Annotated in this window: 7 protein-coding genes; 2 read left to right on the forward strand and 5 right to left on the reverse strand. The window is 61.0% G+C overall.

The window, feature by feature from the left end:
* The 5 genes from BV106_RS04605 to BV106_RS04625 all read right to left on the reverse strand — a co-directional run.
* Positions 1-4,054, reverse strand: a 4,054-nt coding sequence (locus BV106_RS04605) for an Ig-like domain-containing protein (protein WP_265595337.1), incomplete at its 3' end; no start/stop codon positions are given.
* A gap of 45 nt (positions 4,055-4,099) precedes the next feature.
* Positions 4,100-4,279, reverse strand: coding sequence for a hypothetical protein (locus BV106_RS38105; protein WP_265595338.1), 180 nt, complete (start codon positions 4,277-4,279; stop codon positions 4,100-4,102).
* A 685-nt stretch (positions 4,280-4,964) separates the two neighbouring features.
* Positions 4,965-7,697, reverse strand: coding sequence for a DUF1592 domain-containing protein (locus tag BV106_RS04615; protein ID WP_265595339.1), 2,733 nt, complete (start codon positions 7,695-7,697; stop codon positions 4,965-4,967).
* On the reverse strand, positions 7,697-8,968 hold the full coding sequence (locus BV106_RS04620; RefSeq protein WP_038161209.1) for a DUF1552 domain-containing protein: 1,272 nt from the start codon (positions 8,966-8,968) through the stop codon (positions 7,697-7,699). Before BV106_RS04620 ends, BV106_RS04615 begins: the two co-directional genes overlap by 1 nt.
* A 202-nt stretch (positions 8,969-9,170) precedes the next feature.
* Complete coding sequence (locus BV106_RS04625; RefSeq protein ID WP_038161212.1) at positions 9,171-9,404, reverse strand: hypothetical protein; 234 nt, start codon at positions 9,402-9,404, stop codon at positions 9,171-9,173.
* 32 nt (positions 9,405-9,436) lie between these two features.
* Here BV106_RS04625 and BV106_RS04630 point away from each other — a divergent pair, with 32 nt between their 5' ends.
* Together BV106_RS04630 and BV106_RS04640 are read left to right on the forward strand one after the other, a co-directional pair.
* Positions 9,437-11,998 carry a DUF4838 domain-containing protein gene (locus BV106_RS04630; RefSeq protein WP_038161216.1) on the forward strand — a complete coding sequence of 854 codons (2,562 nt, stop codon included), beginning with the start codon at positions 9,437-9,439 and terminating at the stop codon, positions 11,996-11,998.
* A gap of 570 nt (positions 11,999-12,568) precedes the next feature.
* Complete coding sequence (locus tag BV106_RS04640) at positions 12,569-14,110, forward strand: YifB family Mg chelatase-like AAA ATPase (RefSeq protein ID WP_038161222.1); 1,542 nt, start codon at positions 12,569-12,571, stop codon at positions 14,108-14,110.
* Positions 14,111-14,179 lie beyond the last annotated feature (69 nt).

A 14,179-nucleotide genomic window follows, 5' to 3' on the forward strand; every position in this document is an offset into this window, starting at 1 on the left:
CATGACCACCGCGGATGCTGGAGTGCGTGACCACCGCGCTGCCGTAGCCGACGGTCAGCTCCGCCGCGCTCCCTGGGTTCCAGAGGATGGAGTTCGCCACGGTAAGGTTGCCGCCGTACACATACACCGCCTCCCCGCCCGACCCCGTGGTGTTGCCAGTGAGCGTGCAGTGCACCAGCACCACATCACCACCACTTGTATAGACCGCCGCACCATTGGCGGAGGAATGGTTGTTCGCCAGCACGCAACCGGTGATCCGCACATTGGCGTAGCTGATCCCCAACGCAGCCCCATAGTATCCCTCCGCATTTTTAAAGGTGAAGCCGTCCACCACAGACTCCGTGCTGAGGGTCAGGCCTTGGGAAAGGCCTTCGCAATCGACGGTGGTTTTCGAAGCCCCGTCTGCTGAGATCAACAGCATCTTGTAGTTGTTGATCTGCAGAGCCGTGTTGCCGGTCCCCGTGTACACCCCCGGGCCCACTTTCACGATCTGGAAGTCCTGGGTTACCGCATCGATGGCCTCCTGGATGGTCGTGTGGCTGCCCCCGCCCAGCGCATCCACCACATAGTGCGGCACAGGCACAGAGGAGATCAGATTGGGATCACTGCCGTTGCGCAGCTCATAGATGTTGGGGTAGCGGTCCCCGTCTTCGTCATCATAGGCATCAGCCAGCAGCGGGTTCAGCCCGTGGTCGATCTCATCACCATCCGTAATGCCGTCCCCATCAGAGTCATCGCTCGCAGGGTCCGTACCTGCCTGGAACTCCTCCAGGTTCGTCGCCCCATCGTTGTCGTAGTCCCCCGCCTCATCTTCACCCAGCCCCCCAAAGTGGAGCACCTCCCAGTCATCCCCCAGATCGTCAGAGTCCGAGTCTGCCTGCACGATCACCGTGCGTGGGGCGGAAATGCCCTCCGCATCCAGATCATCATAAGCACGCGCCGTCACGCTGTACGTTCCCGCCGGCACACTGTTCCACGTCCACTGGTAGGGAGGAGACGTCAGCTCCTGCAGGAGCGTCGCCCCTGAGTAGAACGCCGTCTTCGTGATGACACCGCTCTCATCCACGGCAGAGGCAGACAACGGGATATTGGCCCCCTCCAGATAGATCTTGCCCACAGGAGGTGCGAGCATTTGCACCACCGGACGCGGGTTAACGGAAAGCACCACCGGCAGATGCAGCGCATCCTCACCCGGAGCATCAGGAGTCACCACGATCGTGCCCTCCAGCGGCACCGCAGCATAGGGCGGCGCTGTAAAGGTGGCCGTCACATTCACGCTCTGCCCCGCCGGGATCTGGCCAGAGAGAGGGCTCACCGCCAGCCACGGAGCCAGGGATTTGATGGAGACAGCCAGGCTGTCCTTCAGATACGCAGCATCTGACACCACCGTGAGCCCTTGATCCCCCGGTAGATTCTGCACCCCGACCGTGGCCGAATCCACAGCGCCAGTCAGCGTTTTATAGTACAGCAGGATCTCACCGTCCGGCTTCAGCACGATCTGGAACGTGACATTTCCCGATCCACTGTAGAAGGCCACTTCTTCAAACTGGATGATGAACTCCGTGCCATTGTCCTGGTAGTAGATGTCGCCATGGCTGCCCGGATGCAGGTCGTCAAAAAGCGCGGCAATGAGATTGACCGGAAGAGAGGCATTGGGAAGCGCCCCGTTGGAAGGCGTCGAGGCGCCACTGCCAAACGTGACATAGCCATTGCTCCCCACATGGAGCTCCGTGAACGTCTGGCCGTAGAACGGGAACGAGAAACTCAGGTCGACCGGGGCAGAGGAATCGTCCTCACTGGAGAGTCCCACCAGGTGGGTGCCCGTGGTGCGGATGTCATTCCAGGCAAAGACAGGCCCTCCCGGCGCATCAGAGTCCCGGTACTGGTAGTCGCCCCCACCGGGCACCTCCGTGTTCAGAAGTTCGATGTTATAATCCAGCGGTTGCGTCCCGCGGTTCGTCAGCGTCACCGTCCTGGGCCCGCTGGTGCTGTTGGCAGTCACGGTGGCTTCCAGAGGATTCGGACTGCCCGTGATGATGGTGGCGTACACCCTCAGCTCCACGGGAGTGCCCGTGCCTGAGCTGGCGGTAATCTGCGCCTCAGGCAGTGTTGTCTCCGGCTGTTTGTAGTAGGCCTCCACCAGGCCTGCGCTACTGCTTCGCACCTCCAGCACATCGCTCAGGGTGGGAGTTCCCGCACTCGTCGGGGCCAGCTTGCCTTCCCCCTCCGTGACGGAGAACTCCACCGGGGCATTCACCAGCTCCACCCCCGTGGCCAGATTCTTCACCTTCACCACCAGAGGGCTGCTGGTGAAGTCCAGCGCATTGGCATGCTGGTGGTTGCCGGAAACAATCTCCAACACCGGCACGATCAGCGCCCCACCCTGGCTGAAGTAATCCGCGGGATCACTCCCCACCTGGAATTCACTGCGGTTGCTCAACCCATCACCGTCGGGATCTTCACCGGCATCGTCAGGATCATTGGTGGCAAGACCGTGCGCCGTCTCCCACCAGTCAGGCATCCTGTCCCCATCCGTATCGAGAGAGGCTCCACTCACGTCCAGGGTGAAGATTCTCTCCGTGTGAGCCCCATCACCGTCTGCCACGCTCAAGGTCAGCGATTGCAGCCCGTTCGCCACCCATTGCAGACTCTCTCCGGCCAGGAGCTCCCCGGTAGGCGTCAGGGAGAAGTGCGTGCCATTGGGATTGTCCAGCGTCGGAATCGAGAACGTAAGCGGGTCCAGATCGATATCCATGCCAAACACATCCCCCACGCGGAATGGGGTGCCCGGCACGCCCGGCTGCAACTGAACCGCCGCCACCGCATAGTAGTGCACCGCCCGGTTGTCCGTGTCACGGAGCGAGGTGCTGACACCGAAGTCCATCGAGCCATTGGCCGTTTCCACGTACTCGCCAAACCGGTCCCCCGGCACCATGGCCCCGTGGGAGAAGCCATTGATGTTGAAGGAATAGTTGTCCACCGATCCATTCCAGTTCATCACCATGACCAGGCCAGCGTCCCACCCCGTCATGTTATCGGTGGGAACCCATGATGAGTCCGGCATGCTTACCGCCACCTGCAGTTTGTCATCCACCGCCACAGACCAGCCAAAGTGCGATCCCCCCAGCCCCTGGACCTGCGCTTGCACCGGAGAGAACAGGGAAAACAGATTGTAAAAGCCGAGCAGGTCATTCGGACGATCCCACTGGCCCACGTGAATCGTGCCCACCTCCCCCATCACATACGTGGTGTTGCCCACCGTGATCCAACCCTGCTCATAAGGAGCGCCAATCGCCAGCACCCGGCCATTCAACGCCACGGAAAAACCAAAACGCCCATCCTGATGCCCGGCAAGGCTCCACGCCGTATGCACCACGGACCAGGAGGGGCTGCTGTACTCATAGAAGAAGACCGCCCCGGCATCCGTCATGGTATAAGGCGTGGTCCGGTCCCTCCCAGGGGAGCCTACCAGCATCCTCGTGCCATCCACCGCCAGACTGAAACCAAACTGATCTCCCGCCACCCCACTGGCCGGTTCCACCGTGTCCACCAGCGACAGGGAGCTGCCACTGAGTTCGTAGATGTACACCGCGCCACTCGCCACAGACGAGGCATTGAGAGCCCCCGGTGCACCGATGTAAATCCGCGAACCATCAGCCGTGATGCTGGTGCCGAACCCCGAGGTGCTGCCCGCCGCCAGCGGAGGCTGCAGCGTCGTCTGGTAGGTCCAGCTCCCGTTCGTCCCCTTCAGAAAAACATCCACCTCATCCAGCGGGAGCGCCCCAGGAGGCGTGTCAGGAGTATGCCGCTTGAACCAGAACGTGCCAGCAGAGGATGTGGCGAACTCCCCGTCCTTTGAGGCGTCCGTATCCACCCCTTCGAACGCCGTGATGTCGTCGCTGGTGCTGTCACTGTAGTACACGCCCAGGTAGTCAGGCACAATGCCCAGGGCATCCGGCGCGTGATTGGCAGACTGCGCCCTCGCGACCTGCGAGAAAGCGCACCCGAACCCTATTAACATCGATATCGAAAAAATGAATTGGCGATGTTTCATGGCAGATTTGGGCGGGAAAATTTGAGGGGCGGGTGTGCCTTGGGACTAGCGCGGTTTCACGGTGAGTGCGTCCATCAACTCCCGATTTTGCTTGTCGATGATCACGGGAGAGACTTGCACTGCCTGGTCAGCTTTCACATCCTGGACTCTCAGAGCCTTTTCACCAGATTTAGCCTCACGGCCCGGGATGATGCTGGATCGTGCCTCGAGGGTTCGAGACTTCATCGAGGGCGAGGTTTGGACCAGGAACAGGGGATCTGATGTCGTCGCTGATCCCTGAGCCAGAGGTTGGGGGGCTAACGCGACTTTTGATGGCTCCACCTTGGATAGGACATCCTTGTCTGACTCAGCTTTGGGGGAGCAACTTCCCATCGCGAGCATGGTGATGCCAGCGAGCGTGCCATACAGGAGAGAAGCCATGGACTTCCTCTCTCCGCTTCCCGGAAGGAAGGGCACGGAGACACCTTTCTCCAGAGTGCTGAAATTCGAGGAACATACGCCACTCCTTGTCTCGTCTACGAGGTCGTGGCTGACATGCTCCTGCATTATGCAGAATTTATGATGCATGGGTTTGTTATTTCTAACGGTGTATTTAACAAACGCGCAATCAAAAATCCGCAAATATTGTTTTGATGAATATTATAGCTTTTGCAATCAATTATCCTTTTGGATAGTCCCCTCCGTTGATTGTTTTGTCCATGCCGGACCGGAGCGAATTGGGATGACCTTGTCACCTCAACACGTTATGGAGGTAGAACCCTGTCCACTGCGGGTCAGACCAACCCGGGGACCGGGACAGGAATGTCCCTCCCTCCTCTTACTAACCATCGCGCCTTGCACCTGCAATCATGCGCCGGCTCAGGTCTTGAGTCTTGTGTCTTCTAGTCATGCGTCTCCCGCGCAGCGGGCATTACCTCGAACGGAAGATCTCGCTCGTTAGACATTCGGTGACGATGGAGCGCAGGCCGAGGCCTTGGAGCTTCGCCCGCTCGTGAATGTCCTGGATCACAAAGTCATCTGTGGACTCCATGAGACGCCCGGTGCTGTAGCTGAGCATCTCACCAATGAGGTGACGGATGAAGAGATCTTCGCGGGTCTTGCGGAGGATGTCCTTGAACCCCGCGAAATCCTGGTAGGTCTCGCCTGAGGGGAACTCGCCCTTGGTGTCAATCACCGGCGCGGGAGCGTCCTTCTTCTTGGGCTTGGGATAGGTGGTGCGCCAGCGACCGATGGGGTCGAAGGCCTCGAGGCTGAAGCCCAGGGGGTCGATCTTGTGATGGCACTCCGCGCACGTCTTGTCCGTGCTGTGCTTGGCCAGGCGTTCGCGGATGGTGGTGGCACCGGAGACATCGGGCTCAATGGCGGGCACTTCATCCGGCGGGGGGGGCGGATGGATGCCGAGGATGTTCTCACTGACCCACACGCCTCGGGTGACGGGGGATGTCTCCACGCCATTGGCGCTCACTGTGAGCACGCCGGCCATGCCCATGAGGCCACCGCGATGCTGGTTGCCCTGGAAGCTGACCTTCTTGAAGCCATCGGCCAGACGCAGTGACTTTGCCTCGGGCAGTTCGTAGAGCTTTGCGAGCTTCTTGTCCACGAAGGTGTAATCCGAGCTGAGGAACTGGGCTGCGGAGCCATTGTTCTTGAGCAGGTCCCGGAAGAACATCCGCACTTCTGTCTTCATCGATTCTGGGAGATCCTCCGCGTAGTACGAGCGGTTCGTCTCACGCGGGGGTGGCTGGCTGCCCAGGTCGCGCATACTCAGCCAGCTGTCGAGGAAACCGTTGATGAACGCCGTGACCTTCTCATCGGACATCATGCGCTGCACCTGCTTCTTCAGCTCGGCATCCTGAGTGAGCTGACCTGATTTGGCGGCATCGAGCAGGGCGCGATCCGGAGGCGTAGCCCAGAGGGCGAAGGACAGGCGCGAGGCGAGATCGTAGGGCTTCAGCGCCTTCGAGGATTCATCCGTGATCTCGCTCAGATAGAGGAAGGACGGGGAACACAGGATGAGTTTCACCACATCTAGCGCCGCCTGACGGGGCGAGGCCTTTTCACCCACTCGTTTGTCATAGAGCGCCCGCAGAGGCTGGCGGTCGTTGTCGGTCAGCGGCCGGCGATAGGCCTTCTCGGCGAAGGCGAAGAGCTGATCCGTGGCGCGATCTTCCTTGAACCCTTCGCTGCCGAAGACAGCGGCCTCTTCCAAGCTTCCAGCATTCTCGGTCACGGGGCCCTTGATCTTGACCTCACTGATGCGGATGTGCGGCAGCTTGCCCTCCCGCAGGATGTGGGCGCGGCCCACCAGGGAGGTCGGGATTTTTTCCTTGAACTCGTCTTTGTACTTCTGGTTGATCGTGATCACCGAGGCGCGCGATTCATACGGGCCATTGGGGAAGATGAAGCGCGGCGTCTGCCCCGCCTCCAGCCACACCCGGAAGTAGAGGCGCGTCGGCTTGTCATCCGGCACAGTCTTCGTTGCCAGCACGGGCTCGATGGCCTGCGGGTAGTGGATGTGGCCCTTGGTCACATCTCCGGGCACGATACCGAGGATGAAGGGTTCGGAGAGATCAATGCCGAAGATCGCCGGATCATAGTGCGTGTCCCGGTGCTTGGCCTGGGCTTCCACTTCGATGTCGTACAGTCCGGACACAGGCACTCCCTGCAGGAAGTCCTCAATATGGCCGTAGCCGCCCTGGCGCGTATCAGTATTGGGCTGTTCGTAAAGGTTCAGGAAACCAAAGTTGAAGGCGTCCTTGTGCGAACCCTGCAGCTCCTCGTACTGGACGAAGTGGCCATTGAATCGCCATTGCTGGGGCTCCATTTTTGGCTTGCCCAGCCGCGTCTCCACCAGCCGGTTGGCGGCCTGGAAGTACTGGTCCACGAGGAACCCGGAGGTCACCAGCGTCTGCCCGATGGTATCGATGTGCCGGCTCGTCTTCTCCTTCGGGAAATCGGCGGTCAGCCCCAGCGTATCCACGCGGCGGCCGAAGAGCGTGGCGAGGGTGTTCTCATACTCGCGGCTCGAGAGGCGCCGCATCACGGTGCGGGAACCGGAGCTCTCCAGATGACTGCGCGCCGCCACAGTGCCGTCCCGCAACGCGCGCAAGACAGCGATCCGCTCCTCGTCTGAGGGTTGATCCGCCTTCTTCGGCGGCATCTCCTTCAACGTAATCTGATCGATGATCTCCTTGGCTGAGATCAGGTCGGCGACGGACTTCAAGGGCAGGCTGAAGGCCTCGAAGTCCCGGTCACCCTTTTGCACGCTGGAGTCGTGACACTCGATGCAGTACTTGCCCAGGAAATGATTCACCTGTTGCGGTGGAGTCAGCGCCACCTGGGGCTTGGAGGCCACAACGGGCGCGGGCGCCGGCACAGGTGTAGACGCAGGAGCAGGTGCTGGTGCCGCGGCCTTCAAGGCGGCAGGTGCCGCCGGAGGTTGGGGCACAGCCGCAGATTTGGGCGCCGACTCCTGAGCAGCTGGCTGCACTCCGGTGGCGGGCTGGGCCGCCTCCGGTTTCGCCGCAGGCTGCGGATTGGGGGACGGAGCCGCTGGTGACTTGTCGTCACCTTGCGCAGCCGCACCACAGAGAGCGATCGCCGACACTCCGGCGGCGAGACAGAGAGAATGTAAAACGCGCATTAAGCAAAACGGCCTGTGCTGCTCCCGAACTGATCCGTTTCCACGCCCATCTTCTGCGCGATATCCACGAAGAGATTGCAGAGCGGCACCTTGTTGATGCCCTCACGCGGCACCTGACGGTACTCGCCGTGCTTGTAGCCGCCACCCGCGAGGAGGATGGGCAAATCGGAGTTCCGGTGCGAGTTGCCATCGCCCATGCCGCTGCCGAAGAGCACGGTGGTGGAGTCCAGCAGGGTGCGATCCCCGTCGTTCACCTTGGACAGACGGTTCACGAACTTGCCAAAATGCTCGATCTGGTACTGTTCCAGCGTGATCAGGCTGGCGATCGCCTCGGGATCATTCCCGTGGTGCGACAGGCCGTGGTAGTCCTTCTTGATGCCCAGGTGCTGCGGCATGAAGTCACCACCGATCTCCAGCGTGGCGATGCGGGTGCTGTCCGTCTGCAGGGCGAGCGTGATCAGCTCATACAGCAGCGGCAGATCTTCCACGGCATTGCGGTTCGCCGGCTTGTCAAAGGGTGCGTTCGGCTTGGGCTGGGTGGTCCAGCGCTTCCGGAGTTCCAGGCGCTTCTCCACATCGCGCACGGAGGTCAGGTACTCGTCGAGCTTGTCCTTGTCCTCCTTGTTCACCTGGTGGGAGAGGCGGTTGGCCTCCTCCCGCACGGAGTCCAGGATCGAGGCCTGCACCCCGTTCTCCTGCACACGGCGAGCCTGGCGTTCCGTCGAATCGCTGACGAAAAGTTTCTCAAACAGCTCGGCCGGATTCGTGATGGGCGGCACCCGCACGCCCGACTTGGTCCAGGCGATCTGGCAGCCACCGTGAATGCCGCCTTCCGAACCGACGGTCAGCGAGGGGAACCGCGTCTCAAAACCCACCTCTTCCGCGAGGTACTGATCGATCGTGACATTGCCGTCCGGGCGGTTCTGCGCCTCGGAGTTCAGCACGCCTGAGAGGAAGGAGTGCACGGCGAAGTGCCCGCCCTTCACCCCGTGGTCGAGACCGCGAAAGACGGTCATCTGGCTGCGATTCTCCCAGATGGGCTCCAGCAGGGCCGTCTTCTCGTAATCTCGACCTGTGGTCGTGGGGAAAAGCTGCTTCACCTGGAACCCAAGCAGGTTTCCGATCGCCACAAAGCGCCGTGCGCCCATGCCCGCCCCCTTGGCCATCTGGACGGCCGCATTGCCCCCCACAGCACTGGCCTTGAGCGAAGTGAGCCCCGGCAACGCAAGCGTGGCACCGAGGGATTGGAGGATAAAACGACGACGATTCATGCGGGTTCCGTAAGGGGGTAATTACTAATCGCCCAGAAATGGGGGAATTTTGCAGGAAAGTCGGGCAGGAGGCGGTTCGCAGGCTCAGGTTGTTACCGGCCTCGAACCTGTAAGAACACCCCTCTGCCAGGACGAGATTGTCCCTCATCATGAATGCGACAGGTCTTCGTGCTGCCGCTCTTCACGTCCACTTCTTCCCCCCTCAGCTCCACATCGCCTGGTCCAGGGTGCGGTAGTTGATCGCCTCCAGCACGTGATGGGATAGCACCTTATCGTCCGCCGCGAGATCTGCCAGGGTGCGGGCCACTTTCAGGATGCGGTCGTGAGCGCGGGCGCTGAAGATCATGCTGGTCATGGCCTGCTCCAGGAAACCGGCGCCTTCTGTGTCCAGCTCACAGTTCTTGTGGATGACGCTCCATCCACCAAATCCCCACAAGAATTCTCCGCCAGCCCCGTTAGGAAGCTTCGATGAAGTCTCTCCTCGCGCACCTCCATCGCTCGCTCTTGCATCACCCTCCCCTCCTTTTCGTTCTCTTACTCACCCTCGCCGCGATCCCACATGCCACTGGGCAGGCCCCAGCATCCCAGCCCCTCATCGTCGCGGGCGGTCAACCGCGTGCGGAGATTGTCATTGCGGAAAAGCCAGCGCGAACGGCCCGGCTTGCCGCGCAGGAGTTGCAGAAATATGTGGAGAAAATAAGCGGTGCCACCCTGCCCATTGTGACCAGAACGTCCGGCGGCGGGAGCATCGCCATCTACGTTGGGAAGAGCCCCGGCACGGAAACGCTCAAGGTCAGTGGGGATGACCTCTTGCATGGCGGCTTCCGCATGGTTTCAGGGGACACGTGGCTCGCCCTCGTGGGGCGTGACCGCGACTACACTCCGCGTGAGCCCTGGCCGCACCATGCCCGCGATCTTGACCGCGTGCGCCGCGAGTGGGATGCGCTCACCGGGGAGAAGTGGGAGATGGACCTGAACCTCCGCCAGACCTTCAAGATGCAGAACCAGGAGCTCGGCGTGTGGGAGCAGGACGAGCGCGGCTCGCTCAATGCGGTGCATGAGTTTCTGCGCGGCCTCGGCGTGCGCTGGTACCTGCCCGGGGACATTGGCGAGATTGTGCCCCGGCACACCAGCATCGCCCTGCCCAAGGCAGACCGCACTGTCCGGCCCGACTTCGCGCTGCGCTATCCATATCAATATGGAAAACGCTTTGGGGGGAAAACCGTGGAAACCCTCTGGCAGCTCCGCCTCGGGCTGAATCAAGCGCCCGACCTCATCGGCCCTGGTTACGTCGCCCACGGTACGAATAATGTGCACGCACGTGAGGAGGTGAAGCTGGCCCACCCCGAGTACTACACCCTCATCGATGGCAAGCGCGATACCGCCGAGTCTGGCAAGCCCTGCCTCTCCTCACCCGGACTGCGCGAGCAGAATGTGAAGTACGTGCGCGCCATGTTTGATAAGATGGATGTCCCTGTCGTCTCCGTCATGCCGGCGGACGGCTACGTGGGCATGTGCCAGTGCGACCTGTGCCAGGGGAAGGAGACTCCCGAGCGCGGCTCCTTCGGCCGCTTCTCAGACTATGTGTGGAGTTATGTGGACGCCGTGGGCCGCGAGCTGCTGAAGTCCCACCCCGACCGGAAAATCATCTGCCTCGCCTACGGTGCCTCGGCCCTGCCTCCGCTCAAGCTGGAAAAGCTCAGCCCGAACATCATCGTCTGCATCGCCCAGCAGCGCGCCTCCTTCTATGAAAAGGAACGCCGCGAGTGGATCGATGAACTTCGCAGGAACTGGCAGGCAAAACTCACCCCCGGCGCACCGCAGCTCTGTCTCTATGAGTACTACCTGCACCCCCGCCAGGAGCGTGCCTATGCCTTCCTCCCCGTGTACTTCCCCCACGCCATCGCGGAGGACCTGCGCTCGCTGAAGGGCATCTCCATGGGCGACTACATTGAGGTCTATCGCGAGGCAGACCTGAAGGCCTTTGGTGTGAATGCGCTCAATCTCTACGTCACCTCCCGCCTCTGGTGGGACACCAGCCTGGATGTGGATGCCATGGTCGATGAATACTGCCGCGACCTCTACGGCCCCGCCAGTGAGGAGATGAAGGCCTTCATCGCCTACGGTGAAGCGCATTGGATGAGCATGAACCAGTCTACCGAGCAGATCTCCGAGTCCTTCGCCCTCCTCGCCAAAGCGCAGCAAAAGGTGGCACCGGATTCCCTGCCCGGGAAACGCATCGCCCTGGTGGCGGACTACATCCAGCCCCTCGCCGCCCGTCGCGAGCAGCTGCTGCGCACTGCCGGTCGTGAGAATGCCCGCGTGCTCCGCATCAATGACAAGAACGGCAAGGAAATCACGCTCGACGGAAAGTTGGATGAGCCCCTGTGGAAAAAAATGTCTGCCTATCAGACCGGCGAACTCGTCGACTGCACCACTGGCAAACCCACCCGGTCGAAGACTCGCTTCCACGTCTTCTTCTCGGACAATGCGCTTTACTTCGGCGTGCGCTGCGATGACCCGGACATGGCCAACGTCCAGGCCACTGGCGACACGCAGGATGACCCGCGCGTCCTGGACGGGGATCACCTGCAACTCCTCTTCGAAACGCAGAACCATGCCTTCTACCAGATTGCCGTGAATGCCGCCGGCCTCATGCTCGATGTGGATCACAATGGCGAGCCGAAGCCCGCCTGGAAGTCCGGCGCGAAGGTCGCCACCCACCGTGGGGACAAATTCTGGAGTGTGGAGATGCGCCTGCCATTGAGCGCGGATTTGGACGACGCTGTGGACCCGCTCAATGGCGTCTCCGGTCGCAAGCCCGCCGCCACCTATCCCTGGTACTTCAATGTCTGCCGCCAGCGCGTGCGTGGCACCGTGGTGGAGCGCTCCGCCCTCTCCGCCACTCCCAAGCCAGACTTCCTGGACCCCTCCAAGTTTGCCCGGCTGAATGGCTACGCGCCGCCCGCAAACTGGGAGAAGGAAAAGCAACGCCGCGCCGATGCCAAGGGCGCCCTCGAGGCCAACTGAGCCTCATCATCACGACCGACCTCCTGCCGCGTGCTGCCTCCCCCCCGCTCACGCGGCTCCTGTGAGACTCATGTCAGACTGCCCGAGCCGCACCATCCGCCCGCCCACAGGACTCCTCCACTCAACTCCACATCGCCCGGTCCAGGGTGCGGTAGTTGATGGCCTCCAGCACGTGATGGGATAGAACCTTCTCGTCCGCCGCAAGATCCGCCACTGGCGGATTGTCTCGGAGGTCTCCCCGGTCTCTGCGCCAGCGATGGTCTCGTACTCCACGGTGGGCACATCCACATGGAGGCCGATGCGGTCCAACAAGGGGCCGCTGATCTTCTGGTGGTACTTCTGGATCACGTTGGCCCCGCAGCGGCACTCGCGCTTGAGGTCACCGTAGTACCCGCAGGGGCAGGAGTGTAAACGGAAGCGCCCCTGACCACGACCCAACTCCTACGGTGTTTCAATATTCATCAGGAGGCCATACAGCAACGCCCTCGAACTCAGGCCCAGGCAAATATCCGTCCTCCACCATCTTTTGGTGCAAACACGAGGGGGCATGCTACTCATCTGCACAGTACCATGATTGCCAGGACCTTTTCTGCCACCCTGCTCGGCGTGAACGCCGTCGAAGTTGAGATCGAATGCCACGAGGCCTTCGGGAACCAGTTTCGCATGACGGTGGTGGGTCTGCCTGACACTTCCGTGAAGGAGGCCAGGGAGCGGGTCATGGCAGCCGTGCACAACAGTGGGTTCTACATGCCGACGAGCGGCTACATCACCTTCAACATTGCCCCAGCCGATCTCAGAAAGGAGGGGCCCGCCTTTGATTTGCCCCTGGCGATCTCGCTGGTCGCAGGCAGAGAACGTCTGCCAATGGAGCGCCTGCACGAGTGCTCCATTGTGGGAGAGTTGGCTCTGGATGGGGAAATTCGCCCCGTGCGGGGAGTCATCGCGGTTGCCCTGGAAGCTCGTAGCAAAGGACGTAGACAGCTGCTGGTTCCCAAGGCATCCGCAGTCGAGGCCAGTGTGGTTCAGGGCATTGAAGTGATTGGGGTGGGCAATCTGCGGGAAGCCGTGGAATTTTTGCGCGGCGAGAAAGCCATCGCGCCGGAACCCTGTAGAGCTACGGAACTCTTCCAGGCGCACGCAGACTACGGCATCGACTTTGACGAGGTCAAAGGTCAGCAGGACGCGAAGCGGGCCATCGAGGTGGCTGTGGCGGGTGGGCACAATCTCCTGTTTATTGGTCCTCCTGGCACCGGGAAGTCCATGCTGGCCAAGCGCATTCCCACCATCATGCCAAGTATGAGTGAAGAGGAGGCCATTGAAGCCACCAAAATCCACAGTGCAGGCGGTCTGCTGGGCACGGACAAGTCCTTTATCGCCACAAGGCCATTCCGTGCTCCGCACCACACCATCAGTGACGCAGGTCTCCTGGGAGGTGGCAGCAACCCAGCGCCGGGCGAGGTCAGCCTGGCACACCATGGCGTGTTGTTCCTGGATGAACTGCCTGAGTTCCGCCGCTCGACCCTGGAGGTCATGAGACAACCCCTGGAGGATGGCAAAGTCACCATCGCTCGCGCTGCCGGAACCGTTACTTTCCCCGCAGGTTATCTTTTGGTCGGAGCGATGAATCCTTGTCCATGTGGGTATTATGGAAGCCTAAAAAGAGAGTGCCGCTGTGGCCCCACGTTGATCCAGAAGTACCGGCAGAAGATCAGCGGCCCCCTCCTTGATCGCATTGACCTGCATGTCGACGTTCCCAACATCGAGTACAAGGAACTTATTTCCAAAGAAGTGACGGAGAACTCCGCTTCTGTTAAGGAAAGAGTGGAAAATGCCCGGAGCCGGCAACGTGATAGATTCACGGGAGATGCAGGCATTCACACTAATGGAGGCATGTCCTCGCGCCTCATTCGCAAGCACTGCGAGCTGGATGCTGAAGGTGCTGGCTATTTGGAACATGCCATGGTGAGCATGAATTTTAGCGCTCGCGCACATGACAGAATCCTGAAGGTTGCCCGGACTTTGGCCGATCTCGCTGGACTGGAAAAGATCACCGGCGAGCAGGTTCTCGAAGCGGTGAACTACCGAACCTTGGATCGAGCATTATGGTCGTAAGATCACGATCAGGCCCAAGTGTCGCCATGGCCAGAGTTCATGCTGGAATCAGCGATGAACCCCTCTCAA

Source organism: Verrucomicrobium sp. BvORR106, from assembly GCF_000739655.1.
Lineage (GTDB): Bacteria > Verrucomicrobiota > Verrucomicrobiia > Verrucomicrobiales > Verrucomicrobiaceae > Verrucomicrobium.

Coding starts and splice junctions, on each gene's coding strand:
- BV106_RS38105 (WP_265595338.1), bottom strand. CDS start 4,279: ATGAAGTCTCGAACCCTCGAGGCACGATCCAGCATCATCCCGGGCCGT.
- BV106_RS04615 (WP_265595339.1), bottom strand. CDS start 7,697: ATGCGCGTTTTACATTCTCTCTGTCTCGCCGCCGGAGTGTCGGCGATC.
- BV106_RS04620 (WP_038161209.1), bottom strand. CDS start 8,968: ATGAATCGTCGTCGTTTTATCCTCCAATCCCTCGGTGCCACGCTTGCG.
- BV106_RS04630 (WP_038161216.1), top strand. CDS start 9,437: ATGAAGTCTCTCCTCGCGCACCTCCATCGCTCGCTCTTGCATCACCCT.
- BV106_RS04640 (WP_038161222.1), top strand. CDS start 12,569: ATGATTGCCAGGACCTTTTCTGCCACCCTGCTCGGCGTGAACGCCGTC.